This is a genomic window from Desulfovibrio desulfopostgatei (assembly GCF_053570645.1).
Genome location: NZ_JBRBQS010000002.1, coordinates 573,669 through 597,816 on the forward strand (window position 1 = coordinate 573,669; position 24,148 = coordinate 597,816).

The 24,148-nt window shown below is 59.0% G+C and carries 21 protein-coding genes; 13 read left to right on the forward strand and 8 right to left on the reverse strand.

From position 1 onward, the window contains the following. Nucleotides 1-6: 6 nt before the first annotated feature. Nucleotides 7-273: an RNA recognition motif domain-containing protein gene (locus tag ACUZ9Q_RS02555; RefSeq protein ID WP_192112410.1), complete on the forward strand. Its 267-nt coding sequence runs from the start codon at nucleotides 7-9 to the stop codon at nucleotides 271-273. A gap of 148 nt (nucleotides 274-421) precedes the next feature. Here ACUZ9Q_RS02555 and ACUZ9Q_RS02560 read toward each other — a convergent pair whose 3' ends face one another. The 5 genes from ACUZ9Q_RS02560 to kdpA are packed head-to-tail and all read right to left on the reverse strand — an operon-like array spanning nucleotide 422 to nucleotide 8,590. Continuing rightward, nucleotides 422-1,174, reverse strand: a complete 753-nt coding sequence (locus ACUZ9Q_RS02560; protein ID WP_192112411.1) for a response regulator — start codon at nucleotides 1,172-1,174, stop codon at nucleotides 422-424. Nucleotides 1,175-1,188: 14 nt separating this feature from the next. Beyond that, nucleotides 1,189-4,008, reverse strand: coding sequence for an ATP-binding protein (locus tag ACUZ9Q_RS02565; RefSeq protein WP_449247263.1), 2,820 nt, complete (start codon nucleotides 4,006-4,008; stop codon nucleotides 1,189-1,191). Between the two features lie 32 nt (nucleotides 4,009-4,040). Further along, nucleotides 4,041-4,676: a potassium-transporting ATPase subunit C gene (locus ACUZ9Q_RS02570; protein ID WP_449247264.1), complete on the reverse strand. Its 636-nt coding sequence runs from the start codon at nucleotides 4,674-4,676 to the stop codon at nucleotides 4,041-4,043. A gap of 11 nt (nucleotides 4,677-4,687) precedes the next feature. After that, complete coding sequence (gene kdpB / locus ACUZ9Q_RS02575) at nucleotides 4,688-6,766, reverse strand: potassium-transporting ATPase subunit KdpB (protein ID WP_449247265.1); 2,079 nt, start codon at nucleotides 6,764-6,766, stop codon at nucleotides 4,688-4,690. 30 nt (nucleotides 6,767-6,796) lie between these two features. Then, nucleotides 6,797-8,590 (reverse strand): potassium-transporting ATPase subunit KdpA, encoded by a 1,794-nt coding sequence (gene kdpA / locus ACUZ9Q_RS02580; RefSeq protein WP_449247266.1) that lies wholly within the window; start codon nucleotides 8,588-8,590, stop codon nucleotides 6,797-6,799. A gap of 168 nt (nucleotides 8,591-8,758) precedes the next feature. On the opposite strand from kdpA, the gene ACUZ9Q_RS02585 reads away from it, so the two are divergent. The 3 genes from ACUZ9Q_RS02585 (at nucleotide 8,759) to arsB (ending at nucleotide 10,796) form a co-directional block, all read left to right on the forward strand. After that, entirely contained in the window at nucleotides 8,759-9,148 is a 390-nt protein-coding gene (locus ACUZ9Q_RS02585; RefSeq protein WP_449247267.1) for an ArsR/SmtB family transcription factor, read from the forward strand. Between the two features lie 103 nt (nucleotides 9,149-9,251). Continuing rightward, nucleotides 9,252-9,725 (forward strand): arsenate reductase ArsC, encoded by a 474-nt coding sequence (locus tag ACUZ9Q_RS02590; protein WP_449247268.1) that lies wholly within the window; start codon nucleotides 9,252-9,254, stop codon nucleotides 9,723-9,725. Between the two features lie 12 nt (nucleotides 9,726-9,737). After that, nucleotides 9,738-10,796 (forward strand): ACR3 family arsenite efflux transporter, encoded by a 1,059-nt coding sequence (gene arsB / locus ACUZ9Q_RS02595; protein ID WP_449247269.1) that lies wholly within the window; start codon nucleotides 9,738-9,740, stop codon nucleotides 10,794-10,796. A 177-nt stretch (nucleotides 10,797-10,973) separates the two neighbouring features. Here the strand turns inward: arsB and ACUZ9Q_RS02600 are convergent, their stop codons facing one another. Next, entirely contained in the window at nucleotides 10,974-11,447 is a 474-nt protein-coding gene (locus ACUZ9Q_RS02600) for an energy transducer TonB (RefSeq protein ID WP_449247270.1), read from the reverse strand. Nucleotides 11,448-11,801: 354 nt separating this feature from the next. Between ACUZ9Q_RS02600 and sqr the strand changes: the two genes are divergently transcribed. The 9 genes from sqr (at nucleotide 11,802) to ACUZ9Q_RS02645 (ending at nucleotide 20,637) form a co-directional block, all read left to right on the forward strand. Further along, nucleotides 11,802-13,043: a type III sulfide quinone reductase, selenoprotein subtype gene (gene sqr, locus ACUZ9Q_RS02605; RefSeq protein WP_449247271.1), complete on the forward strand. Its 1,242-nt coding sequence runs from the start codon at nucleotides 11,802-11,804 to the stop codon at nucleotides 13,041-13,043. 14 nt (nucleotides 13,044-13,057) lie between these two features. Further along, a complete protein-coding gene (locus tag ACUZ9Q_RS02610) occupies nucleotides 13,058-13,723 on the forward strand; it encodes a DUF1641 domain-containing protein (protein WP_449247272.1) in 666 nt (221 codons plus the stop codon). A gap of 228 nt (nucleotides 13,724-13,951) precedes the next feature. After that, nucleotides 13,952-14,959, forward strand: a complete 1,008-nt coding sequence (locus ACUZ9Q_RS02615) for a TOBE domain-containing protein (RefSeq protein WP_449247273.1) — start codon at nucleotides 13,952-13,954, stop codon at nucleotides 14,957-14,959. 168 nt (nucleotides 14,960-15,127) lie between these two features. Continuing rightward, nucleotides 15,128-15,955, forward strand: a complete 828-nt coding sequence (locus tag ACUZ9Q_RS02620) for a substrate-binding domain-containing protein (protein ID WP_227118553.1) — start codon at nucleotides 15,128-15,130, stop codon at nucleotides 15,953-15,955. Nucleotides 15,956-16,056: 101 nt separating this feature from the next. Continuing rightward, the gene (locus ACUZ9Q_RS02625) at nucleotides 16,057-16,752 is read left to right on the forward strand and encodes an ABC transporter permease (protein ID WP_192112425.1); all 696 of its coding nucleotides are present in this window, start codon (nucleotides 16,057-16,059) and stop codon (nucleotides 16,750-16,752) included. Further along, nucleotides 16,749-17,402 carry an ABC transporter ATP-binding protein gene (locus ACUZ9Q_RS02630; protein WP_449247274.1) on the forward strand — a complete coding sequence of 218 codons (654 nt, stop codon included), beginning with the start codon at nucleotides 16,749-16,751 and terminating at the stop codon, nucleotides 17,400-17,402. Before ACUZ9Q_RS02625 ends, ACUZ9Q_RS02630 begins: the two co-directional genes overlap by 4 nt. A 206-nt stretch (nucleotides 17,403-17,608) precedes the next feature. Further along, nucleotides 17,609-19,357, forward strand: coding sequence for an aldehyde ferredoxin oxidoreductase C-terminal domain-containing protein (locus ACUZ9Q_RS02635; protein WP_449247275.1), 1,749 nt, complete (start codon nucleotides 17,609-17,611; stop codon nucleotides 19,355-19,357). A gap of 153 nt (nucleotides 19,358-19,510) precedes the next feature. Next, a complete protein-coding gene (locus ACUZ9Q_RS02640) occupies nucleotides 19,511-19,750 on the forward strand; it encodes a MoaD/ThiS family protein (protein ID WP_192112428.1) in 240 nt (79 codons plus the stop codon). 11 nt (nucleotides 19,751-19,761) lie between these two features. Further along, nucleotides 19,762-20,637, forward strand: coding sequence for a HesA/MoeB/ThiF family protein (locus ACUZ9Q_RS02645; protein ID WP_449247276.1), 876 nt, complete (start codon nucleotides 19,762-19,764; stop codon nucleotides 20,635-20,637). 16 nt (nucleotides 20,638-20,653) lie between these two features. Here ACUZ9Q_RS02645 and ACUZ9Q_RS02650 read toward each other — a convergent pair whose 3' ends face one another. Both ACUZ9Q_RS02650 and ACUZ9Q_RS02655 read right to left on the reverse strand, forming a co-directional pair. Continuing rightward, a complete protein-coding gene (locus ACUZ9Q_RS02650; RefSeq protein WP_449247277.1) occupies nucleotides 20,654-22,612 on the reverse strand; it encodes a molybdopterin biosynthesis protein in 1,959 nt (652 codons plus the stop codon). Nucleotides 22,613-22,650: 38 nt separating this feature from the next. After that, nucleotides 22,651-23,934, reverse strand: a complete 1,284-nt coding sequence (locus ACUZ9Q_RS02655; protein WP_449247278.1) for a molybdopterin molybdotransferase MoeA — start codon at nucleotides 23,932-23,934, stop codon at nucleotides 22,651-22,653. Between the last annotated feature and the right edge of the window lie 214 nt (nucleotides 23,935-24,148).

A 24,148-nucleotide genomic window follows, 5' to 3' on the forward strand; every position in this document is an offset into this window, starting at 1 on the left:
GTCCTTATGGCTACTTCTATCTACGTCGGCAATCTGCCCTGGTCCGCCACTCAGGAAGGCGTTGAATCCCTGTTCAGCCCCTACGGCGAAGTTCTTTCCGTGAAGCTCGTTTCCGACCGCGAAACCGGCCGCGCCCGTGGCTTTGGCTTTGTGGAAATGGAAGACGCCGATGCCATCAACGCCATTGCCGCTCTTGACGGCAAGGAATTTGACGGCCGCGCCCTTCGCATCAACAAGGCTGAGCCCAAAAAGCCCGCCCCCCGTCGCTGGTAAGTCGACCAAATTCGCTTGATATGGAAGGCCGCGAGAAATCGCGGCCTTCTTTTGTCTCAAGCAGTGTTAACGAACAGAGCTGTGTGCCCGGCTGTTGCGCAGGGAAAAGGACGGCATGGGCAATGCCAAAGGAACAGCAGCCCCCGAGTCAGCCTTCATATCGGCTCATGCGGTAGCCGATGCCCACATGGGTGCGGATGCAATCACATTGCGGCGAGGCGGCCTCCAGTTTTTTGCGCAGTGTTGCCATGAACACGCGCAATGAAGGAAGCGACTGCGGCAGGGCACTGCCCCAAACGGCCTGCAGGATTGTTTTGTGCGTAAGCACCTTGCCCACATTGTTTGCCAGCAGGCACAGCAACTTGTATTCCATGGGCGCAAGATGCACCTGTTGCCCGGCAACGCTCACGCAGCCTGCGGCAAAATCAATACGCAGATCGCCATTTTCAAAGCTGCTTTCGTTGCGGCCCATGTGCCCGCGTTCATAACGAACGCGCCGCAGGGCGGCACGCAGCCGGGCCAGCAATTCATCAACGCTGAAAGGTTTGGTAAGGTAGTCGTCCGCGCCTGCATCCAGCGCGGCCACCTTGTCGTCATCTTCGGTTCGGGCGCTCAGCACAATGATGGGCAGCATGGACCACTGGCGCACCGCCCGGATGATCTCCACTCCGTCCATATCCGGCAGGCCCAGATCAAGCAGTATGACGTCGGGATTTGCCCGCGAAGCCTCTGCAAGGGCCTCGCGCCCGGTGGCGGCGGTCAGGAAGGATATGCCGTGGCTCTCAAGCGTGGTGGTCACAAGCGCGCGGATGACCTTGTCGTCTTCCACCACAAGAATACGCTCGGGGACGCCGTTGGCGTTCTGCTCAGCGGGGGGCGCTGCTGGCGAATTTAGCGGCATGGATACTCCTTCTGTCAGGCCGGGAGGGTGAACTCTTCCGTCTCGCGCGGCAAGGTCATGGAAAAAACCGCGCCATGCGGCGTGTTGTCAAATACCTCTATGCTTCCGCCGTGGGCCTGCACAATGCTGCGGCACAAGGCCAGCCCAAGCCCCATGCCTCTGCGGCCATCGCCATTTTTTATGGCTGCGGAGTGGAACATGTCAAAAATGCGGCTCTGTTCCGCTTTTGAAATTCCAGGGCCATTGTCGGCAACTTCCAGCCTGACCCACGGGCCGTCAGCCCTCGCGCGTATGCGAATGGCTGTTCCCTCTGGCGTATGTTTGACGGCGTTGTCCAGCAGGTTGACCAGCACCTGCACCATGAGCCGTGCGTCCATGCGGGCCATGAGCAGGCTTTCGGGCATTTCCGCGCGCAGATCGTGGTGCGCTGCACGGCGGCTGGTGATCTGCACGGCTTCGGCAATAACATCTTCAAGCAGTTCCGGTTCAAGGCGAAGGGTAAAATCCTGCTGCTCAAGACGGGTGAGGGCCAGCAGGTTTTCCACCATGCCCACAAGGTAGCGGGCTTCTTCCTCAATGGCGGAAGCAAGGGCCGCATTGCGTTCCGGCGAGCCGGAGCCGCCCTGCCCGGCGAGGATGGCGGCATTGCCGCAGATGCCGGTGAGCGGCGTGCGCAGATCGTGCGAGATGGAGCGCAGTACATCGGCGCGCAGTTTTTCCTGCTGTGCACGTACGGCAATGCTGGCGTTGGCCTGCGTGAGCCGTTCCTTCTCCAGAGCCAGCGCGCATTCCCCTGCCAGGGCCAGAACAAGGTTTTTGCTGTTGGCATCGGCAAGCGGAGTCGTGCGACCCGGCAGAACGTGCAGTTCGGCCACGGCGAGCACGGCAGACTGACTGCTGATGGGGATAAAGCTGTGCCGCGATCCGGGCAGGGAATCTGTTCCCGCGCCAGCAGGGCGGTTATTCTTGGCAACCCATTGCGCAACGCCCAGTTCATCCTTTGGCGTGCTTTTGCTGTGCCGGGAGGCAGCTCGTGGGCTGCCCGACCCCTGCATTTTGTCAGCCCGGTAGGGAAAAACGGGTCGGGTTTCAAGCAGGCCTTGCCGCACGGAATAGAGCGTTGTTTCACACCCCAGCAGGGTGCCGAGCTGGCGGGCAGTTTCCAGCAGAATGGCTGGTTCGTCCTTGGCTTTTTGCAGGCGGCGGCTGTTGCCCAGCAGCAGCTCCGTATGCAGCGCCCGCACCGCGCTTTGCCGCGCCTGCATGCGAGCCCGCCCCGTGATGGCGCTGGTGGCGGCGGAAACCAGCAGCATCGCGCAAAAAAGCCCCACATACTCTGTATCGTAAACGGTAAAGCTGAAACGAGGCTCAACAAACAGAAAATCGAAAAGGCCCACCCCGGCTACAGAGGCCGCCACGCCGTACCATGGCCCGGTGGTGAGGATGGAAACGCCCAACACTCCCAGCATGTACAGACCCGCAATGCCGCCATTGGGCATGCCCAGCGAGAACATGAGCAAACCTGCGACGCTGCATACGGCCATGATCGCAGTTGTGGCGCACCATTGCCGCCAGGAGCGGGGGGCTGTGCCCCGTAAGGCTCTGAGCGCCGCAAACAACGGCCCGGTATGTCCGGGCGCTCTGCCCACGGGCACGGCATCGGGGATGATGTAGGTTTCCATTTCCGGCGCAAGTTCGGCAAGGCGTTCCACCAGCGTTTTGCTCTTGCGGAACAGCCATCCGCCAGCCGGGGAGCGGCCCACCACAATCTTGCTCACCCCGCTCATGCGCGCGTATTCCGCTATCTGGGCGGGAACATCCTCGCCGTGCAGGGTCACGATAACCGCACCCAGATCTTCCGCCAGCTTCAGGTTGTCGCGCAGGGTGTCGCGGCTTTTGCCGTCACTGCGGCGCGGTGCGGTGTTTTGCACAAAAAGGGCGGTGAAATCAGCCCGAAAGGCCTCCACCATGCGCGCGGCGGTGCGGATAACCCTTGCATTGCTGGGCGCGCCTGAAAGGCAGATGAGAATGTGCTCCTTGATCTGCCGCCCTGCTTCCTGCCCTCCGGCAGTGGCGGATGCCCGCCGGTTGACGCGGTCGGCCATGCGGCGCAGGGCAATCTCCCGCAAAGCGATGAGATTCGCGGGCAGAAAAAAGTGCCCCAGCGCCCGCTGCGCCTGAGCCTCGGCGTATATCTTGCCTTCGCGCAGGCGGGATACAAGCTCGTCTGGCTCCAGATCAACCAGTTCCACCTGATCGGCCCCGTCAAACACGCTGTCGGGTATGCGCTCGCGCACCACTACTCCGGTCATGGCGGCAACCACATCGTTGAGGCTTTCCAGATGCTGCACGTTAACCGTGGTCCATACGGATATGCCCGCCTGGAGCAGTTCCTCCACATCCTGAAAGCGCTTGAGGTTGCGGCAGCCCTGCGTGTTGGAGTGGGCAAGCTCGTCCACAAGGGCGATTTCCGGCTTGCGGGCCAGCACGGCATCCACATCAAGTTCGTTGAGCGTGATGCCCCTGTGCTCGATCCGCAGGGGCGGCACGGCCTCAAGACCTGGCAGCAGGGCCGCTGTTTCCGGCCTTGGGTGCGGCTCCACATAGCCCACAACAATGCTGTGCCCCTGCTCCTGAGCGGCGTGGGCCGCTCGCAGCATGGAATATGTCTTGCCCACGCCAGCCGCATAGCCAAAAAATATTTTGAGCAAGCCTCTGGGCGATGGGCGTGACGGCGCACCCGCCTCGCCAGCAAGGGGCTTGCCGCCCGGAGCCGCCTGTTGCAACTGGGCAAGCAGGGCATCGGGGGATGGACGTTTGTAGCTGTCTGTCATGGTTGTTCTCAGGTTCGTATGCCGCGCGGCATTCAGCGGGGAGCCGCGTCCGAGGCCCCTGAAACCCCGTGCCCGTTGGGCAGCAGGCCTTCCAGCGCCAGATTGACTTCAAGCACGTTGACCCGCGCCTCGCCCAGCAGCCCCAGGGTGCGGCCTTGCGTATACATGGCGATGGTGCGGCGCACTTCCGCAGCCGTAAAACCTGTGGCACGGGCCAGCCGCTCCACCTGAAATTCTGCGGCGGCTGGCGAAATATGCGGATCAAGCCCGCTGCCTGATTCCGTCAGCAGATCCACTGGAATGGGCTGGCCGGATTTTTCCGGATGCGCCAGCCGGATGCGTGCCGCGCGCTCCTGCAACGTTGTAGCGTATGCGGCTGTGGCAGGGCTTTTGTTGCTTGGCCCGGCGTAGAGCAGTGGCCTGCCGTTGTCGGTATAGGTGGCGGTGTCTGCACTCACGGGGCGCCCCCACAGGTGGTTGGCGGCTGTGAAGGGCTGCCCTAGCAATGTGCTGTACTGCCTGCCCTTGGCGGTAATGATACTGCCTTCGGCCTGAAAGGGAAACAGCGCCTTGCCCGTCAGGGTGAGCGCGCCGGTATAGACGCAGGTGAGGGCCGTCATGATGCACAGAAAAACCAGAGAACGGCGCAGCAATATTGTGATGGACATGATGCTTCTCCTCAGGCCAGCCCAAGGCCGACCAGGCAGAGGTCAATAAGTTTGATGGCGACAAAGGGGGCCGCGAGCCCGCCAAGGCCGTAGATAAAGAGGTTGCGGCGCAATAGCAGTTCGGAGTTTTCCTCCCGGTAGGGCACGCCGCGCAAAGCCAGTGGAATGAGGGCCACAATGATGAGGGCATTGTATATGGTGGCCGCCAGTATGGCGCTCTGCGGGCTGTGCAGGCCCATGATGTTGAGTGCGGCAAGGCCGGGGTACAGGCCCATGAACAGGGCCGGGATGATGGCAAAGTATTTTGCCGCATCATTGGCAAGGGAAAATGTGGTGAGGCTGCCGCGCGTCATGAGCAACTGCTTGCCGATGCGCACGATATCCAGCAGCTTGGTGGGCGAAGAATCCAGATCAACCATGTTGCCCGCTTCCTTGGCGGCCTGCGTGCCCGTGTTCATGGCAACCGCCACATCCGCCTGCGCCAGAGCCGGGGCATCGTTGGTGCCGTCGCCCGTCATGGCTACCAGATGCCCCTTGGCCTGATAGTCCCTGATAAGGTTCAGCTTGGTCTCCGGCGTGGCCTCGGCCAGAAAGTCGTCCACCCCGGCCTCGGCGGCAATGGCGGCGGCAGTAAGCGGATTGTCGCCCGTGATCATGACTGTCCTGATGCCCATGCGGCGCAGTTCGCCAAATTTTTCGCGCACGCCGTCCTTGATGACGTCCTTGAGGTGGATCACGCCAAGCACTGCGGCATCGCGGGCAACCACAAGGGGCGTGCCGCCCTGGCGGGCAATGCTTTGCACCACTTCATCGCACTGGGTGCTCAAATGTCCGCCAAGCTGCTCCGCAAAAGCCCGCACGGCGTCTGCCGCGCCTTTACGTATGGAGGAGCCCGACGCGTCAACACCGCTCATGCGGGTATGCGCGGAAAAGGGAACAAAGAGTGTATTCGTTTCAGGGAGTGTTGCGTCGCCCTGCGGGAACAGGCTGTTTGCCAGTTGCACAATGCTGCGGCCCTCGGGGGTTTCGTCCGCAAGCGAGGCAAGGCGGGCGGCCTCCGCCAGTTCCTGCCCGGCGTGCCCGTCCACAGGTATAAAGCTGACGGCCAGCCGGTTGCCAAGGGTTATGGTGCCTGTCTTGTCGAGCAGGAGCACATCCACATCGCCAGCAGCTTCAATGGCGCGTCCACTCATGGCAAGTACGTTGGCCTGATTGAGGCGGCTCATGCCTGCAATGCCTATGGACGAAAGCAGCGCGCCGATGGTGGTTGGGGCCAGGCAGACAAAGAGCGCCACCAGCGAGGTAACGTCCGCCGGGTTTGCCGCATGGTTCTGATCTGCCGCAAAGCGGGCAAAGCACCACAGTGTGCCCGTGACCAGCAGAAAAATGACCGTAAGCGCCACCAGCAGGATATTCAGGGCTATTTCGTTGGGGGTTTTCTGGCGGGCGGCCCCTTCGACCATGGCGATCATTTTGTCCAGAAAGCTGCGTCCAACCTCGCTGGTAACGCGCAGCACCAGCCAGTCGGAAAGCACCGTGGTGCCGCCGGTGACGGCGCTGCGGTCGCCGCCGCTCTCCCGGATGACCGGGGCGGATTCGCCCGTGATGGCGCTTTCATCCACAGAAGCGGCCCCTTCTACCACATCGCCGTCGGCAGGGATCATCTCGCCTGCCAGCACAAGCACGTGGTCGCCGGGTTTCAGCTCGGTGGAGGAGGTCATCACAAAGGCATCGTGCTGCGCAGGGTCCGGCAGCTTGCGGGCGTCAACACTCTTGCGCGATTTGCGCAGGCTGTCGGCCTGCGCCTTGCCCCGGCCTTCGGCAATGGCTTCCGCAAAGTTGGCAAAGAGCACCGTGAACCAGAGTATGGCGGCGATCGCCCAGGCAAAAGCACTTTGGTTTGCAAGGGCGGGCATCAATCCCCACGCCCCTGCCAGAGCAAGGGCCGTGGTCATGATGGCGGAAAGGTATACGGTGAACATGACAAAATTGCGCACCTGAATGTGCGGGGCCAGCTTGATGAACGAGTCGCCAAGGGCCCGCCGGAGCATCCGGGTGTTGCGCGGGGCATGTGCAGTTTTGGCTGACATGGCTGTATCCTTTATTATTGAGCGCGCTAATTAACGCGCCATTTGCAGATGTTCGGCCACGGGGCCAAGAGCCAGAGCGGGGAAGAAACTCAGAGCGCCCACCAGCAGCACCACAAATATGAGCAGAAAAACAAACATGCCGTTGCTGGTGGAGAGCGTGCCGGAACTTGCAGCCACGGTCTTTTTGCCCGCCATGCTCTCAGCGGCGGCAAGGATGGCTGCCACGGGCACAAAGCGCCCGGCAAGCATGAGCGCGCTTAGCAGCACATTCAGAAAAGGCGTGTTGGCATTCAGCCCGGCAAAGGCGGAACCGTTGTTTGCCCCGGCGGAGGTGGCGGCATAGAGCAGCTCGCTGAAGCCGTGGGGCAGGGCGTTGTTCAGGCTTTCCACAACCTGCGGAACAAGGCTCATCAGACCTGCCCCGATCAGGATTGCTACCGGCGTGGTCAGGCAGACCACAACGGCCATCTTCATTTCAAAGGGGTCCACCTTTTTGCCCAGATATTCGGGGGTGCGGCCCACCATCAGGCCAGCCATGAAGACGGTCAGCAGCACAAAGGCCAGCATGCCGTACAGGCCACTGCCTACGCCGCCAAAAACAACTTCGCCCAACTGCATGAGCACCATGGGGACCAGCCCGCCCAACGGCGTGAGGCTGTCGTGCATGGCGTTGACCGAACCATTGGAAGCGGCGGTTGTGGCGGCTGCCCAGATGGCACTATTGGTTATGCCGAAGCGCGCTTCCTTGCCTTCCATATTGCCCCCGGCCTGAGCCAGCAGGCCGCTGCGGGCCGCAAGATATGTCTGCCCGGTCTGGGCCAGTTGCGGGGTGGCGCTCTGCTCTGCCCAGGCAGTGAAGCCGATGGCGGCGGTCAGCAGCAGGGTCATGGTGATGAATATGGCTACGCCCTGACGCATGTCCTTGATCTGCCTGCCAAAGGTGAAGCACAGCCCTGCGGGAATGAGCAGCAGGGCCAGCATTTCCAGCATATTTGCAAGGGGTGTGGGGTTTTCGTGCGGGTGGGCGGAATTGACGCCGTTGTAGCCGCCGCCATTGGTGCCAAGCTGCTTGGGCGCAACCTGCGAGGCCTGCGGCCCCATGGGAACCATCTGCTCCGTAATGATTGCCCCGTCTTCGGTTGTAAGCGGTTCAAGCAGGGCTACGGTTTTGTATGGTGAAAAATTCTGCGGCACGCCCTGCCAGATGAGCAGCAGGGAAAGCACCAGGGAGAGCGGCACAAGAATATACAGAGTGGCGCGGGTGGCGTCTGCCCAGAAGTTGCCAAGACCTGAAACGGCTGGCGTGGCGGAAGCATCTGCCCCGCCGGATGTTTCTGTTTTTCGCGCGCGCAGCCCCCGGATTAAGGCGAACAGCACCGCAATGCCCACAGCCGCGGAAACAAAGTTCTGCACCGTAAGCCCTGCCATCTGGGCCAGATAGCCCATGGCGCTTTCGCCCGAATAGGCCTGCCAGTTGGTATTGGTGACAAAACTCACCGCCGTGTTCAGAGCCAGATCCCAGCTTGTACCCGCGATGCCCTGCGGATTCAGGGGCAGGCTGCCCTGCGCCATGAGCAGCAGCATAAGTGCCGCAATGCTCACGGCACTGAAAGCAAGCACGCAGCCGAGGTAACGCTTCCAGCCCATCTGTTCCGCCGGGTTGATGCCCATGACGCGGTACAGGCCGCGCTCGCATGGGGCCAGCACCTTTTGCAGCCAGAACGGTTCGCCGTCCATAACCTTGCCCATGTATATGCCCAGCGGCCACGCCAGCAGGGCGAGCAGTGTGATGTACAGCAGGCATTGCCCGATCATGTTTTCCATAACGTCCTCCTGTGGGGATTGAACCTTGCCCACGGGAACACGGTATGAAAAAGCGCATAAAATGGGTGTTAAACTTGGGGCGGGTGTATAAAATTTGTATTAAGGCTGATGGTTGTTTTCGTTGTCAGCACGCTTGACATTGTTCAATTGGTGTTGAATGATTGTCCAATGGAAACAAAAAAAGCTACCCAGGTGTTTGAAGCCCTTACGTCCGAGGCGCGCCTTTGCATTTTTCGCCTGCTTGTCAAGCATGCCCCTGACGGTCTGGTGGCGGGGGAGCTTTCACGCCTGGCGGATATCCCCAAGACCAACCTTTCTTTTCATCTGAAAACCCTTGTCCACAGCGGGCTTGCCAGTATGGAGCGCGAGGGGCGCAACACGCGCTACCGGGCAAACATCCCCTTGATGCTTGAAACAATATCCTATCTGACCGCCGAGTGCTGCTCTGGCCATCCCGAACAGTGCAGGGCGTATCGCCGTGAGAGTGGCGTGGACGCGGTGTTTCTGCCCGACTGTTGCGGGGGCAATGCCCCTGATCCAGAGGGCAGCCTTGAGTGACCCTGGAAAAGGTGCCCCTAAATGAGGGGGCGGCATGAATGCAACTTCAGTGCTGACGGCGGCGTTTTGAACCTCTTCTTTGAACCCCATACCAGAGGCAACTATGAACATCCTTTTTTTGTGCACGGGCAATTCCTGCCGTTCGATCATTGCCGAGGCGCTTTTCCGGTCAATGGCCCCGGTTGGGGTTACAGCGCGGAGTGCGGGCAGCAAGCCTGCGGGCTATGTGCACCCCCGCGCTCTTGAGGCTCTGGCCGAGGCCGGAATTTCCACCGAAGGCCTTGCAAGCAAATCATGGGATGATTTGCCGGAAAAACCCTCGGTGGTCATAACCCTGTGCGCCGATGCGGCGGGTGAAGCCTGCCCGGTGTATTTTGGGTCTGTAGTGCGCAGCCACTGGGGTATGCCTGACCCTGCCAAGGTGCTGGGGGATGAGGCCACAATCAGGGCTGCCTTTGCCGAAACGCTGAAGGTTCTGCGCAGGCGCGTAACAGCCCTGGCGCAGAAGCTGGAGGCCAACCCAGCAATGGATGCAGGCACCTTGCAGAACACTCTTGACGGCATAGCCGCGCACTAAGGGGCAGAAATTATGAGTCAGTCAACTTTGCAGCGACTTTCATTTCTCGACAGGTTCCTGACCCTGTGGATTTTTCTCGCCATGTTTGCGGGCGTGGGGCTTGGCTGGGCTACGCCGGGTGTAAAGAACGTCATCAACTTTTTTCAGGTGGGCACCACCAATATTCCCATTGCCATCGGTCTTATCCTGATGATGTACCCGCCGCTGGCGAAAGTGAAATACGAGCAGCTTGGCCGGGTGTTTCGCGATAAAAAGGTTTTGCTGCTTTCGCTGGTGCAAAACTGGGTGATCGGCCCGATTCTTATGTTCTTGCTGGCGATAGCCTTTCTTTCCGGCAACAACAGCTACATGGTGGGACTCATACTGATCGGCCTTGCCCGGTGCATTGCCATGGTCATTGTGTGGAACGACCTTGCCGGTGGCGACAGGGAATATTGCGCGGGGCTTGTGGCCTTTAATGCCATATTTCAGGTGCTGTTTTTTTCCGTCTACGCCTATGTGTTCATCACCGTGCTGCCCGGCTGGCTTGGTCTTTCGGGCGCGGTGGTGGACGTGAGCATGGGGCAGATTGCCGAAAGCGTGTTCATCTACCTTGGCATCCCCTTTATCGGGGGCGTTGTTTCCCGCTTCTACGGACTCAAGGTCAAGGGGCTGGACTGGTACGAGAATGTTTTTATTCCCCGCATCAGCCCCTGGACGTTGTGGGCGCTGCTGTTCACCATTGTTGTGATGTTCTCCCTCAAGGGCGAGTACATTGTGCAGTTGCCCATGGATGTGGTGAAGGTTGCTATCCCTCTCTTGGTGTATTTTCTTATCATGTTCCTGCTTTCATTTTACCTCTCATGGCGGGCAGGGGCGAACTACGAGCAATCAGCAACGTTGTCGTTCACCGCTGCGTCCAACAACTTTGAGCTTGCCATTGCCGTAGCCATTGCCGTGTTCGGTCTCAATTCCGGCGAGGCCTTTGTGGCGGTTATCGGCCCCCTGGTGGAAGTGCCGGTGCTGATCGCCCTAGTGAATGTGGCCCTGTATATTCGCCGCAAGTATTTTGTCGGGCGGGAAGCGGCCTGAGCGGCCTTGCACGGGAATTTCTACTGATCTGGCTGAAAAACATGCCCATAATTGAAGAAGGCCGCCCAAAAGGCGGCCTTCTTTGTGTTACCTGAGTAATGGCAAATTTGATGTATTTTTTGCTTTTCGGTGTTTTAACACTGCGCTCTTTGCCCTGCTGCTTCACCGCCTGCTGCTTCACCGCCTGCTGCTTTTAGGCAGGTTGAAAATAATGGTCAGACCCTTGGGGAGAGGCTCTGGCGGCGGGAGCCGTACGCCGCTTCTCTGGGTTCGCACTAAGGCGTTCAGGGCGGAGTTATCAAAATACTTGTTTCCGGAGCTTTTTATAAGCTTGTATGCTACAATTTCTCCGTCTGGCGAGACATCCACATCTATTGTGCAAGCCATAGATTCATCCAGTGGTGATGAAAATGCCCAATACTGGCGCACAGTCTCCATAAAATTATGAATATAAATTTCAGTTGGCGACATTTTTCTGGTTGCTGCAATAGAATTGGCCTCTTTTTTCGCAGGTTCTGAAGGGGAAGTTGAATCAATTGTGCAGGAACATATGAGCAGTAGAGTTAAGGAAATAAGGAATAAGAGTTTGTTATTATGTGCATGCATTTGAATTTTTCCATAAACCAGGGTTATAAAATGATTATTTGCCAAGGAACACACACATCCTTCTTTATCAGCCTACGCCTGCCTCTCATTTTTCGATAGCCCTCAGCAATAGCCACGCTTGTTGGGAGTTTCATGCATCCTACTAGTTTTCCAGAAAAATAGTCCCTGCCACAGGTCGCAGGCAGGTATGCATATGCGCGCAATAAAATACTTAGTTAGTAGGTATTAAATGATATATGTCCATTTTTATTGACATAAATAGTGCAGTTGAAAATTAGCTGTGGTAGTAAGCAAATAATACCATCTTACTATGATATCGGCGCGCAATGATTGTGGCTGGTTGTAGTAGGGAAACCTTTTTATGGCGCACTGCTATATACTTTATTTGGGGTTAATTGCATGAAAAAATTGCTTATTATTGGTGCTGGCGCTGGCGGAACCATGATCGCCACGAAAATGAGAAAGCTCTTGAGTGAAAGAGAATGGGAAATAACGCTGATTGACCGGGATCCCGTCCATCACTATCAGCCCGGCTGGCTCCTGATTCCGTTTGGAGTTGATACGCCGCAGGGTTGCGTCCGTCCCAAAAAGGATTTTATCAGCCGCGGAGTTAACTTTGTGATTGATACGATCACCGCTGTTGATCCTATCCAGCGAAAGGTTGAATGCAAAAACAGCACCCACACCTATGACTGGATTGTTGTTGCCTCTGGCGCAAGAATCGCTCCCGATGAAGTGCCCGGCCTTCTGGACGACTGGGGCGGCAAGATCCACAATTTCTACACCCATGACGGCGCTGCGGCGCTTGGCGACAAGCTGAAGCACTTCAAGAAGGGGCGGCTTGTCCTCCACATTTGCGAAACTCCCATCAAGTGCCCGGTCGCGCCTCTGGAATTTGTGTACATGGCCGACTGGTACCTGCAAAAAATGGGCGTGCGCAAAGATGTGGAGATTGAGCTTGTCACGCCGCTTACGGGTGCCTTCACCAAGCCTGTGGCAAACAACATTCTTGGCGCGCTGTGCGAGCAGAAAGGCATCAAGGTCACAACCAACTGGACTGTGGACAGCGTAGAAGCCGACCGCGCCGTGATCTCTTCCGTCACTGGCGATGAAATCCCCTACGACCTGCTGGTGAGCATTCCCCCGAACCTTGGGCAGGAATTCCTTATCGAATCTGAAGTCTCCGACGTGACCGGCTTTATTGATACGGACAAGGAACTGCTGAAGTCCAAGAAGTTCGAGAACATGTACATCATCGGCGACGCAACAAACGTCCCCGCGTCAAAAGCCGGGTCTGTGGCCCACTTTGAAGCAGACGTGATCGCCCAGAACCTGATGGCCGACATTGAAGGAACCGACAACTATTACAGGTTTGACGGCCACACCAACTGCTTTATCGTCACAGGTTTTGAAAAGGCCTCGCTGATCGACTTCAGCTACGCTGTGGAACCCTTGCCGGGCATGTTCCCGCTGCCTGGCGTTGGCCCCTTTGAGCTGCTGGGCGAAAGCCACATCAACTATTGGGGTAAGCTCATGTTCAAGTGGGTGTACTACAACCTCATGCTGAAAGGCCATGAGCTCCCCTTTGAACCCAATATGTATCTTGCAGGGAAAGATACCTCCTTGCTGAGAAGCAAGTAGACCGGAGGGATCATATGACACCTGAAGATAAAATTCTTGAGCGGCTGGAAGCCATTGAAGGCAGGCTCAGCGACCTTCAAGCGAGCAAGGAAAGCAGCAACATGCTGCTGAGCGAGCTGACGCCCATTGGAAACCATGCCTTTCGCCTTATTGTTGAAGAGATGGAAACCCTCAACGGCAGGGTAACGCTTGACGACATTCTGGATCTGGCCCGAAAGGGCTTGCTGACTGTTCCCCGGCTTACGTGGCTGCTCGACCAGCTCGAGAACGCCACCGACCTGTGGAAGATCCTGCACCCCGCGTTTGCGCCGACTTTTCCGCACATCATCGAAAAGATGGGCGAGTGGGAAAAGGATGGCGTGTTTGAAAAGATGTCTGCATTCAAAAACGCCGGCGGCAACCTGCTTGGCTCCATGAGCCCGGAAGACATTGCCAAAACAGGCGAAGGCCTGGCCTTTTTGATAAGCCAGTTGCAGCGCCTTGCCGACCCCGACCTGCAAGCCAAGGTCACGAATCTGATCGACATGCTGGGCGAGATCGACACGGCCAACGTGAAGCCCACGGGCGTTTTTGGCCTTATTGGGGCGCTTGGCAGCGCAGAAGGCAAACAGACTCTGGGCCTGCTTGCCGAACTGATAAAAGTAGCTGGAAAGTTCACTGGCCAGAGCGCGTCCAGATAACCGAGAGGTTGTCTGAACGGGTTCCCCGAACCGCCCGTTTATAAATGCAAAGTCCGCCGAAGTTGTGCAGCTTCGGCGGACTGTTGCGTGAAGGTTCTTGGTGTGCCACCACTTGAAAGCCAAGTTATGCGCTACGCGATCCGAGATTCATCAAGAAGCAGTATCGGAGGTCAAAAAAGGCATAGCTGACAGCGGCTGTGCAACCTGCTATTCTCGCCCAAGAAAATTATGCGTAATCATCTGACCCGCCAACAACTCGAAGGCCTGACCCTGTGCTGGGAACAGTGGGAGGCCGAGGCCTCAACCCGCACGCAAAAAAACATGCGTGCGCGTCTGCACCTGATTTTTTTACTGATGCGCTACGGCGGCTTGCGGCTGGGCGAAGTGCTGGCGCTGGAGCCTCGTTCATCCATCGATACCGTCACAGGCATGCTGCGCGTTTCTGGCTCCAACGCGCGCGAAATCTTGCTGCCTGTGAGCGCCATGCGCAATATCCGGCGCATTCTTGGCCTGCCGCAGGCGGCGGAGCCAGATTTTTTGCAGTTTGACCAGAGCTTTCTGCGCAAGAAATTTTACGCCGTGGGCAGCTTGATGGACCTGCCTTCTGCCTGCGTGGGGCCTCGCGCCATACGTTATTCGCGCGGGCTTGAACTGCTGGAACTGCATGTGCCCATGCCGCTGGTGCTCAAGTTTTTGGGGCAACAGGACGCTGACCAACTGCTGGCCTTTCTGAACTTTTCTGACGGCGAGGTGCGCAAACTGCTGACCACGCAGGCTCAAGGAAAAGACACCTCGGCAAGCGCCTGCCACGGCGGCGAGGCCGATGACGGAACCAATCTTTTTTGGGGCATTGTTACCCGCATATTTACCGGCATGCGCAAGGTATATGTGGAGATAACCACTTTTTCAGATTTCAGGCTCGCGGCGGCCTGCACACCGGAAGAAGCCGCCCTGCATGAAGTGCACGAAAATCAGGTGCTGAGCGTGCGGGTAGACCCGGAGCGTATAGTCCTGAGCCTTGAAAAATCGTCCATGAGTCTTGCCAACTGCGTCAAGGGCGTGGTGGACAGCCTGCACTCGGACATGGTGGAAACCTTTGTCTGCGTTGGCTTGCCAGACGGCACAACCCTGCGGGCAACGGTAGACACCTGCACGCTGGACAACATGCATCTGCGTGACGGCAAAAAGGTGTATGCCCATTTTGCCTCCAGCGCCGTTCGGCTGGTGGCCGAGTAGTTTTTGTTTTTGATATCGGCTGCGGCCCGCATGGAGCCGATTTGTTGCCGCCCTGTTTTGGCCTTCTTTTGCAATCTTTTATGTCCCGCTTTTTCATGATAGCGTGATTAACGTCGCGCTGAACAGAGTTGGTCTTTCAAGATTACCTCTTCAAAAGGAGTCTGATCCATGTTCCGTTTACCCCGTTTTCTGCTCCTGGCCTGCGCCGCGGGCTACATGGCCTGCGCCGTGCCAGTTCTGGCCGCCGATACTCTCATGATGGCAACCACCACCAGCACGCAGGATTCCGGCCTGCTCGAATATCTGGAGCCTGTCTTCAAGCAGGAAACCGGCATTGAGCTGAAGTGGGTTGCCGTGGGCACCGGCAAAGCCCTTGAAATCGCCAAAAATTGCGATGCCGACGTGCTGCTGGTGCATGCGCCTTCGGCTGAGCTTGAATTCGTTAAGGCCGGGCATGGCGTGGACCGCCGTCAGGTCATGTACAATGACTTTGTGATCGTTGGCCCTGTGGCAGACCCCGCTGGCGTGAAGGGGCAGACCACTGCCGAGGCGCTCAAGCGTATTCTGGATACCAGGGCGGGCTTTGTGAGCCGTGGCGACCAGTCCGGCACGCACAAGGCGGAGCAGAAGCTGTGGCAGCAGAGCAACATCGTGCCCGACAAGGATCCCAAGTATTTTTCTGCGGGGCAGGGCATGATTTCCACCCTGAACATGGCTGCCGAAAAGCAGGCCTACGCCCTCACCGACCGTGGAACCTGGATCACCTTTGCCGACAAGATGGGCGACAAAAACCCGCTGGCTATCGTGGTTGAAGGCGACAAGGCCCTGTTCAACCAGTACAGCGTCATCACGGTCAATCCCGCCCAGTGCCCCAAGGTCAAGACCGATCTGGCCAGGAAGTTTGAAGACTGGTGGGTTGCTCCGGCCACCCAGCAGAAGATCGCCGGGTACATGCTCAAGGGGAAACAGCTTTTCTTCCCCAATGCCAACAAGTAGCGCACCCCGGTAGTGCAGGCACGTAACGCGCATTCGCCCGGGGCCGGTGGTGTGCCCCGGCTTCGGGCGAATGCTGTTTTGACCAGCAACGAGCGGCAGCAATGGATTATCTTATCAACGGCTTCAGCAGTGCCTTGTATCTGCTCACGCATATGGATGCGGCCACGCTTTCGGCCATTTACGCAACCATTGCTTCAACCTGCTATGCCATGGCGGCAGCTCTGCTGCTGGGGGTCCCGCTGGGTTTTCTGCTTGGGCATTGCTCCTTTCCCGGTAAAAGGGCGCTGCGGCTGATTTCAGATACCTTGCTGGCTTTTCCCACAGTGCTGATCGGCCTGTTGGTCTACGCCTTTATTACCGCGCGCGGCCCACTGGGCGAATATGGCCTGCTGTTTACCCTGCCGGGTATGGCCATCGGGCAGGCGGTGCTGGCCCTGCCGATAGTGGTTTCGTGGACAGCGCAGGCGCTTGAAGACCTTGATCCCCGTTGCCGCGAAACCCTGCTTACACTGGGGGCCAACAGCAGGCAGCTTGCTATGTACGCGCTGTGGGAGTGCCGTTACGCCGTGGGCATGGTGTGCGTTACGGCCTTTGGCCGCGTCATTACAGAGGTGGGCGTGGCCATGATGCTTGGAGGCAACATTCGTTACGCCACCCGCACCATGACAACGGCCATTGCCCTTGAAACCAGCAAGGGCGATTTTGCCCAGGGTATTGCCCTTGGCCTTGTGCTGTTGCTCATGGCCTTTGTGGTCAATCTGGCGCTTGCATTTTTTCGGCGCAGGGGGCGGGCATGAGCGCCAATTTGTATGAAGCCCGCAATCTTGTGCAGCGCTATAATGGGCGAGAGGCGCTCAGTGTGCAGCACCTTGCTATTGAAGAGGGCGAGGCCGTATTCCTCACTGGCCCCAATGGCTGCGGCAAATCGACCCTGTTGCGACTGCTGGCCTTTCTGGAGCGCCCGGCTGCTGGCGAGCTGCGCTATGCCGGTGGGGCGGAGGGCCGCAAGGAGGCAACCCTGCTTTTGCAGGATCCCTATCTGCTGCACATGAGCGTTTTCAATAACGTGGTGCTTGGGTTGAAACTCCGCCATCAAGGGGCAGATCTACGGCAGACATTTGAATGCTGCATGCAGGCCGCAGGTTTTGACGATCCCTGGAATTTTGCGGATCGCGGCCCGCGCGAACTTTCTGGCGGTGAGCGCCAGCGGGTTGCCCTGGCATCGCGCCTGGCCCTGCGGCCGAGGGTGCTGCTGCTTGACGAGCCAACAGCCAATGTGGATGCCGCAAGTGCACGGGCTATTGCCCTGGCAGTTAGGAACAGCACGGCAGAAGGCATGACTGTTGTCTGCGCCACACACGATCCTGCCTTGCTGCGTGCCATTGATGCCCGTGAAATCAAGCTTGGCACCGCGTGGGACATGGACGCCCGCATTTCGTCATTATAGATCCTGCCTGCATTATCCCGGTTTCCGCTTACAGCAAATTCTCCTTTTCCTCCCTATTGCACAAAAACTCCCTTTTCCTCCCCAACTTTTCCCCTAACAGGAGAAAAGCGAGACATTTTTTTTACCCGCTTGCACTTTTTTTTCTCACAATGGTATCGAAGGATAAACACAAACGGGCGTAAATGCGCCTTGTTTAAGGAGGCTCCATGTTCCGTTTTTTGCGCGTCAATATGGCAACCAAGACCTGTGTTTTTGAAGAAATCCCTCAAGAATACGCTGGCCTTGGCGGCCGTGCGTTGACATCTACCATCGTTGCGCGTGAGGTGCCGCCCACCTGTACGCCCATTGGCCCCCACAACAAGCTTGTTTTTGCTCCCGGCCTGCTGGGCGCCACCAACAGCCCCAACGCCAACCGTATTTCCGTGGGCTGCAAAAGCCCGCTGACCGAAGGCATCAAGGAATCCAACGCGGGCGGTCAGCCCGGCGGTCACCTGGCCCGTTTGGGCATCCTGGCTGTTATTGTGGAAGACATGGCCAAGGAAGGCGAATGGTGGCAGCTCGAAGTGAGCAAGGACCACGCCAAGCTGATTCCCGCCGAAGTGGCCGGAATGAACAACTTTGATGCCGTGGCCAAGCTGATGGAAAAGTACGGCAAGGATTGCAGCTACATCACCATTGGCCGCGCTGGCGAATTCAAGCTCACTGCGGCTTCCATTGCCTGCACCGACCGCGAACTGCGCCCCATGCGCCATGCCGGGCGCGGCGGCGTCGGCGCGGTAATGGGTTCCAAGGGCCTCAAGGCCATCATTGTGAATCCCGAGGGCGGCAAGAGCCAGCCTCTGGCTGACGAAAAGGCTTTCCGCGAGGCTTCCAAGCGCTTTGCCACTGCGCTTTCCGAACACCCCATCACCAGCAAGGGGCTTGCCGAATACGGCACCGCCGTGCTCGTCAACATCCTGCACGAGGCGGGCGGCCTGCCCACCGCCAACTTTACGGTTGGACAGTTTGACAAGCATGAGGCTGTTTCGGGCGAGCTTTTGAATCAGCTCACCAAGGAACGCGGCGGCGAGGGAAAGGTGGCCCACGGCTGCATGAGCGGCTGCATGATCCGTTGCAGCGGCATTTTGCCCGACAAAAAGGGCAAGTTCCAGAGCAAGTGGCCCGAATACGAAACCCTGTGGTGCTTCGGCCCCCACTCAGGCATTGGCGATCTCGACGCCATCTCCAAGTACGACTACATGTGCGATGATATCGGCGTTGACACCATCGACGTGGGCGTTGCCGTGGGCGTTGCCATGGCTGGCGGAGCTATCCCCTACGGGGATACCAAGGCTGTGCTTGATGTCATGAACGGCATCAGCGATGGCTCTCCGCTTGGCCGTATTGTTGGTTGCGGCGCGGCCACCACGGGCCGGGTATTTGGCGTGCGGCGAGTGCCTGCGGTCAAGGGCCAAAGCCTGCCTGCCTATGACCCCCGTGCGGTCAAGGGTCAGGGCGTTACCTACGCCACCTCGCCCATGGGCGCGGACCACACCGCCGGTTACGCGGTGACGGCCAACATCCTTAACAGCGGCGGCACGGTTGACCCCCTCAAGAAGGACGGTCAGATCGAGCTTTCACGCAATCTCCAGGTGGCTACCGCCTCTGTGGATTCCGTGGGTCTGTGCCTGTTCACGGCATTTGCCATCCTTGACGTGCCGGACGCCCTGCCCGCCATTGTGGACATGCTCAATGCCAAGTTTGGCTGGAAGCTCACCGGCGACGACGTTGTGACGCTGGGCCAGCGTATTCTTTCCACGGAAATCGACTTCAACCGCCGCGCTGGCATTACCCAGGCTGCGGACGTGCTGCCCGATTTCTTCACAGACGAAAAGCTGCCCCCGCACAACACCACTTTCGATATCACCCACGAAGAACTCAAGACGGTCTTCAACTGGATTGAGGAAAAGAAGTAGGGTTGCCCTTATTGGTCTCCGCTCCGGCTGGTTCGGAGCGGGGCCAGAGATTTTGTTTTACGGCGGCGCCATGGCGTGCGCCCCGGCTGGCTTGACTGTTTTCGGACAGGGCGGGCATAACTGGACAAGACCTCATGAGGTCAAGGAGCGTCCATGAAACTGACCGTTAAGCTGAGCACCACCCTGCGTGACTATGTGCCGGGCTACGTGCCGGAAACAGGCTTGCAGGTGGAAATGCCGGAAGGAAGCACCGTGGCCCAGTTGGCGCAACATCTGGGTTTGCCGCCGCAAGACATAAAAATTGTCATGGTCAACGGACGCCAGCAGAAGGTGAGCGATCCCATGCGCGACGGAGACCGTATTGCCTATTTTCCGGCTGTCGGAGGAGGCTAGGCACGTTGGCCATGACAATATCTGATCTGCATCAGTTCTTCAGCCCTTATATCCGGGCAAAATACCCCACAAAACCTGCTGGCGACACGCAGGAAACCCTGTTCGTGAGCCTTGAGGGATTGCGCCTCTGGGCTGCGTCCCAGGCTCTGACGCTACGTGCTGCCATGATTTACCTGTTGGGGCAGAACATCTGGCCGGAGCGCTTTCGCCGGAATTTCGGGCTGGTCACAGCGGAAGAAATGACGCGGCTGCTGCAAAGCCGTGCGCTTGTGCTGGGCTGCGGCGGTCTGGGGGGGCATGTGGCCGAACTGTTGGCCCGCTCCGGTGTGGGGATCATCCGGCTGGTGGATAACGATGTGTTTGACGAGAGCAATCTCAACCGCCAGCGGTTCTGCTCCGAGCGTGTGCTGGGGCAGCGCAAGGTTTGCGTAGTGCGTGATGCGCTGGCGGATATTGCCAGCCACGTGGAGACAGAAGCTCTTGGATTAGTGGCCGATGAGGGCAATCTGCCTGATCTTGTGGCTGGTATGGACGTGGCCCTGGACTGCCTGGACAACATCAGCGCCAAAACCGCTCTGGAACGGGCAGCACTCGCTGCTGGCGTGCCCTTTGTTCACGGTTCCGTATTGCGCGACGAAGGCTTTTGCTACGCCAACGCAGGCCCGCAGGCGCGGCTTGAGGAGCTTTACCCGCAGGGGCAGAGCAACAGCGAGCTTGAGCATGCAAGGCGCGAAGGCGTTGGGGCGCTGGCCCCGGCTTCGGTTGCCTGCCTCATGGCCAAGCTGGCTCTGCGGGCCATTTTGAGCCGCACAGCCAGCAGCGCGCTGTTCCACCTTGACCTCTCCGTGCCGGAAATGGAGCGTTTTGACTGGGCAGGCAAGGTCTAGCCGTTCATCCCACTCCCTATTTCCCGGCGTATTCCCAGATTACCTGCCCGGTTTTTTCCGTGCCGTAACCGCCCATGCCCTCCACGGTCTGGCGGAATGCCTCGCTGCGGATAACATCCAGCAGGGCCTGAACCGCATCCCCATCAAAAAAGCGCCGTGGAATGACCAGATCGTATTCCTCAACACCGATGGGCGTGAATGGCAGGCCCAAGGCGTTGGCTGCCGCCCGCACGGCAAGGCCGGCATCCACCCGGCCGGAAAGCACAGCCGCCGCAACGTTCATGTGGGTGTATTCCTCGTCGCGGTAGCCGTTGATGCTTGTGGGCGCGATGCCAAGGCAACTCAGGCGGTAATCGAGCAGTACGCGGGTTCCGCTGCCGCGCTGGCGGTTGATGAAGCGCACCCCCGGCTTGGCGAGGTCTTCAATGCTGCTGATGCCAAGGGGGTTGCCGGGCGCGGTCAGAATGCCCTGTTCCCTGTCCACCAGACGCAGCAGCACGGTGGGTTCTTCCAGATTATCTTCAATGGCCTTGCGGTTGTAAACGCCGCTTGCCGGGTCGAGCAGATGGCTGCCCGCCAGATGGCATTGCCCGCGCTTGAGCGCCATGATGCCGCCCAGCGAGCCCACATGGGCCGAGGTGAGCCGGTACTGCGGATGCGCCTTGCGCAGCATGCTGTCCAGCAGGTCAAGCGTGTTGTCGTGACTGCCAATGGCAAGCAGTGCGCCCGCGAGGGCCGTGGCGGGGCGCAGCAGCTCGACAGTAACGGGCTCCCCGGCATTGCAGCCTTCGCTGTCGCGCGGAATGCGGATGATGCCATCTGCCCGGCTGAGGCTGGTTATGGTGCCTGCTCCGCGCGGCAGTGGCACGGCCACAACAGTATCACCCACGCAGCCCAGTTTGACCCGCAGCCGTTCTTCCATGCCGGGGCGCGAGGGCAGGGGATTGCAGGGTACTGCCGTGATCTTTTGCCGCTCGCTCATGGCACGCTTTTGCCACAGGGCCAGCAGGGGCAGAACAAATTCTTCCATGGATATGCCCGCAGAAACCGGATACCCCGGTACACCCACCACTGGCTTGCCGTTGACCACCGCCAGCACCGTGGGTTTGCCCGGCATGACTGAAATGCCGTGCGTCACCACAGTGCCCATCTGCCCGAGCACATGGGCTGTAAAGTCGTGGCTGCCAGCCGAAGACCCGGCATTGAGAATGACCATGTCGGCAGTTGCAATGGCGCTGGCAATGGCGGCCCGTATGGCCTCTGGGTCGTCAGGAACAACAGGCAGGGTGGCGGCTTCGCCCCCGGCCTCCGTAATCATGGCCGAAAAAATCAGTGAATTGAATTCGGGCAGCACACGGCCTGCGCGCAGGTCTTCCTCCCGCGCGTCCACAAGCGGCACAATTTCCGACCCGCTGGGGATGATGGAAACGCGGGGGCGGCGGAATACTGGCACTTCAAGCGCGCCGCCTGCCGCCAGCGCGCCAAGGTCGTAGGGGCCAATGCACGTGCCGGGCGGCAGGATGATCTCTGTAGCCACCATGTCTTCACCCATTTTGCGCACGTGCTGCCAGGGAAAGGCGGCTTTTTCTATAACGGCCCACTGCGACTCGTCCTGAGAATCCTTTTCGGTCTCGGTATTGATGTTCTCCATCATGACGACGGCATTGCAGCCCTGCGGCAAAGGGTGCCCGGTGTTGATCCAGTGGGCCTGCTTGCCGAGTTTGAGCCGCAAGGGTGTGCGGGCGGAGGCGGTGAAGGTGTCCTCCGCATGTACGGCGATGCCGTCCATTGCCGCGCCGTGAAAGGCTGGGGATGAGCGCAGGGCCGCCACGGGCCTGCTGAGTACGCGGCGCAGGGCCTGCGCCAGAGGGATGCGTTCTTCGCCAAGGGCGAAGGCCTTGGCGTCAAGGCATGAAAACCAGTTGGCACGGGCTTCTTCCGGGGGCAGCAGGGTCAGATAGGTGTTGCGCTTCAAGATAATTCTCCCAGCAATAGTGCCAGACGCGTGCTGGTCTAGCGAAAAAGTTCCACCATTATGGTATCGCCCGCATCATAGCCTTCCCGGTTTTCAGGGCAGACCATGAGCCCGTCTGCCGCAGCAATGCCAGAAATAAGGCCCGATGCGCCCATGATGGGTTCCGCCTCGTACAGCGGTTGCAGGGTTTTGTCTGACAGCGCCCGCGTGGGGGGCTGGCTGGGCAGTGGGCGCAGTTTCACGCGCAGATAGTCGCGCCTGCCCTGTGCGGAAGCCACAGAACGTGTAAGTACAGCGGGAACCTGCGGCTGTTTTGCGGAACTGGCACGCCCTTGAAGGTGCTCCAGCAAGGGGGCAAGAAATACGCGGGCGCAGACAAGCGCGCTGGTGACGTGACCGGGCAGGCCCACAAGGCAGACTGTGCGCCCGTTGACTACGGCCCTGGCCAGAATAAAGGGCTTGCCGGGGCTGATGGCGACCCCGTGCACCAGCAGCTGGGCCTGGGGAAGAGACTCAAAAATTTCCACGGTGTGGTCGCGCATGCCTGCTGAGGAACCGCCGGAAACCACCACCACGTCATGTGTTTCTGCGAGCTGGGTTACTGCTGCTTTGAGCTTGGCGGCGTCATCGTTGACAATCCCGGCTCTCACGGCCTGCGCGCCAGCCTCGCGGCAGAGGGCTGCAATGCTGTGGGCGTTGATGTCGCGGATTTTGCCCGGCGGTGGAGTCGCGGAACTGGGAACAACCTCGTCGCCCGTAGAGAGTACGGCAACCAGCGGTTTGCGGCGTACCTCCACCTCCACCACTCCAAATGCCGCCAGCAGGCCGATGTCCTGAGGGCGCAGGCGGTGCCCGGCTTGCAGCAGCAAGGAGCCCGCGGTTGCGTCATCATCGCGAAAAATAACATTGTCGCCCGGGGCCTGACTGCGGGTAATCTCAATGAGGTTGCCTCCCGCCGGGCGGGAGTATTCAACCATCACCACGCAATCCGCGCCCTGCGGCAGCATGCCCCCGGTGAGAATGCGCGCGGCCTGTCCCTCTTCAATGGTGATGCTTGGCACCTCGCCCATGCGGCAGTCGGCCACGCATTCCACCAGAGCGGGGTTGCCCTCCTGCGCGCCAAAAACATCACGGGCACGGCAGGCAAAACCGTCAACGGTGGAGCGGTCAAATCCGGGCAGATCTTCTGTTGCCGAAAAGCATTGGGCAAGGCTGCGACCAAGGGCATCGTCCAACTGGACGCGCTCTTCACCCAAAAGAGGAAAGGCCCGAATATGCTCAAGCACCGATTCAACTGATTGCAAGGTCAAAAAAGGCTTCACCCGGCCCTCCGGTTCATGTGCGCGACGGTATGAAATCTATGGTAATATTGGCGCAAACGGGGGTAAAGGGCAATACGATTTGCACAAGGGACGGCAAAAGCCCAAAAGCTGGCTGTGAATGGTCATCAATCATTCCGTGATTGATTGGTGTCTCTCGCTTGCGAGGCTGGGAAGTTTTTTAGCGGGGGCAAGTCCCCACGCTTTATGACCTTTT

Coding starts and splice junctions, on each gene's coding strand:
- ACUZ9Q_RS02560 (WP_192112411.1), bottom strand. CDS start 1,174: ATGCCGCTAAATTCGCCAGCAGCGCCCCCCGCTGAGCAGAACGCCAAC.
- ACUZ9Q_RS02590 (WP_449247268.1), top strand. CDS start 9,252: ATGAACATCCTTTTTTTGTGCACGGGCAATTCCTGCCGTTCGATCATT.
- kdpB (WP_449247265.1), bottom strand. CDS start 6,766: ATGTCAGCCAAAACTGCACATGCCCCGCGCAACACCCGGATGCTCCGG.
- ACUZ9Q_RS02570 (WP_449247264.1), bottom strand. CDS start 4,676: ATGTCCATCACAATATTGCTGCGCCGTTCTCTGGTTTTTCTGTGCATC.
- ACUZ9Q_RS02565 (WP_449247263.1), bottom strand. CDS start 4,008: ATGACAGACAGCTACAAACGTCCATCCCCCGATGCCCTGCTTGCCCAG.
- ACUZ9Q_RS02585 (WP_449247267.1), top strand. CDS start 8,759: ATGGAAACAAAAAAAGCTACCCAGGTGTTTGAAGCCCTTACGTCCGAG.
- ACUZ9Q_RS02610 (WP_449247272.1), top strand. CDS start 13,058: ATGACACCTGAAGATAAAATTCTTGAGCGGCTGGAAGCCATTGAAGGC.
- ACUZ9Q_RS02630 (WP_449247274.1), top strand. CDS start 16,749: ATGAGCGCCAATTTGTATGAAGCCCGCAATCTTGTGCAGCGCTATAAT.
- ACUZ9Q_RS02645 (WP_449247276.1), top strand. CDS start 19,762: ATGACAATATCTGATCTGCATCAGTTCTTCAGCCCTTATATCCGGGCA.
- kdpA (WP_449247266.1), bottom strand. CDS start 8,590: ATGGAAAACATGATCGGGCAATGCCTGCTGTACATCACACTGCTCGCC.
- ACUZ9Q_RS02620 (WP_227118553.1), top strand. CDS start 15,128: ATGTTCCGTTTACCCCGTTTTCTGCTCCTGGCCTGCGCCGCGGGCTAC.
- ACUZ9Q_RS02640 (WP_192112428.1), top strand. CDS start 19,511: ATGAAACTGACCGTTAAGCTGAGCACCACCCTGCGTGACTATGTGCCG.
- arsB (WP_449247269.1), top strand. CDS start 9,738: ATGAGTCAGTCAACTTTGCAGCGACTTTCATTTCTCGACAGGTTCCTG.
- ACUZ9Q_RS02635 (WP_449247275.1), top strand. CDS start 17,609: ATGTTCCGTTTTTTGCGCGTCAATATGGCAACCAAGACCTGTGTTTTT.
- ACUZ9Q_RS02555 (WP_192112410.1), top strand. CDS start 7: ATGGCTACTTCTATCTACGTCGGCAATCTGCCCTGGTCCGCCACTCAG.
- sqr (WP_449247271.1), top strand. CDS start 11,802: ATGAAAAAATTGCTTATTATTGGTGCTGGCGCTGGCGGAACCATGATC.
- ACUZ9Q_RS02625 (WP_192112425.1), top strand. CDS start 16,057: ATGGATTATCTTATCAACGGCTTCAGCAGTGCCTTGTATCTGCTCACG.
- ACUZ9Q_RS02615 (WP_449247273.1), top strand. CDS start 13,952: ATGCGTAATCATCTGACCCGCCAACAACTCGAAGGCCTGACCCTGTGC.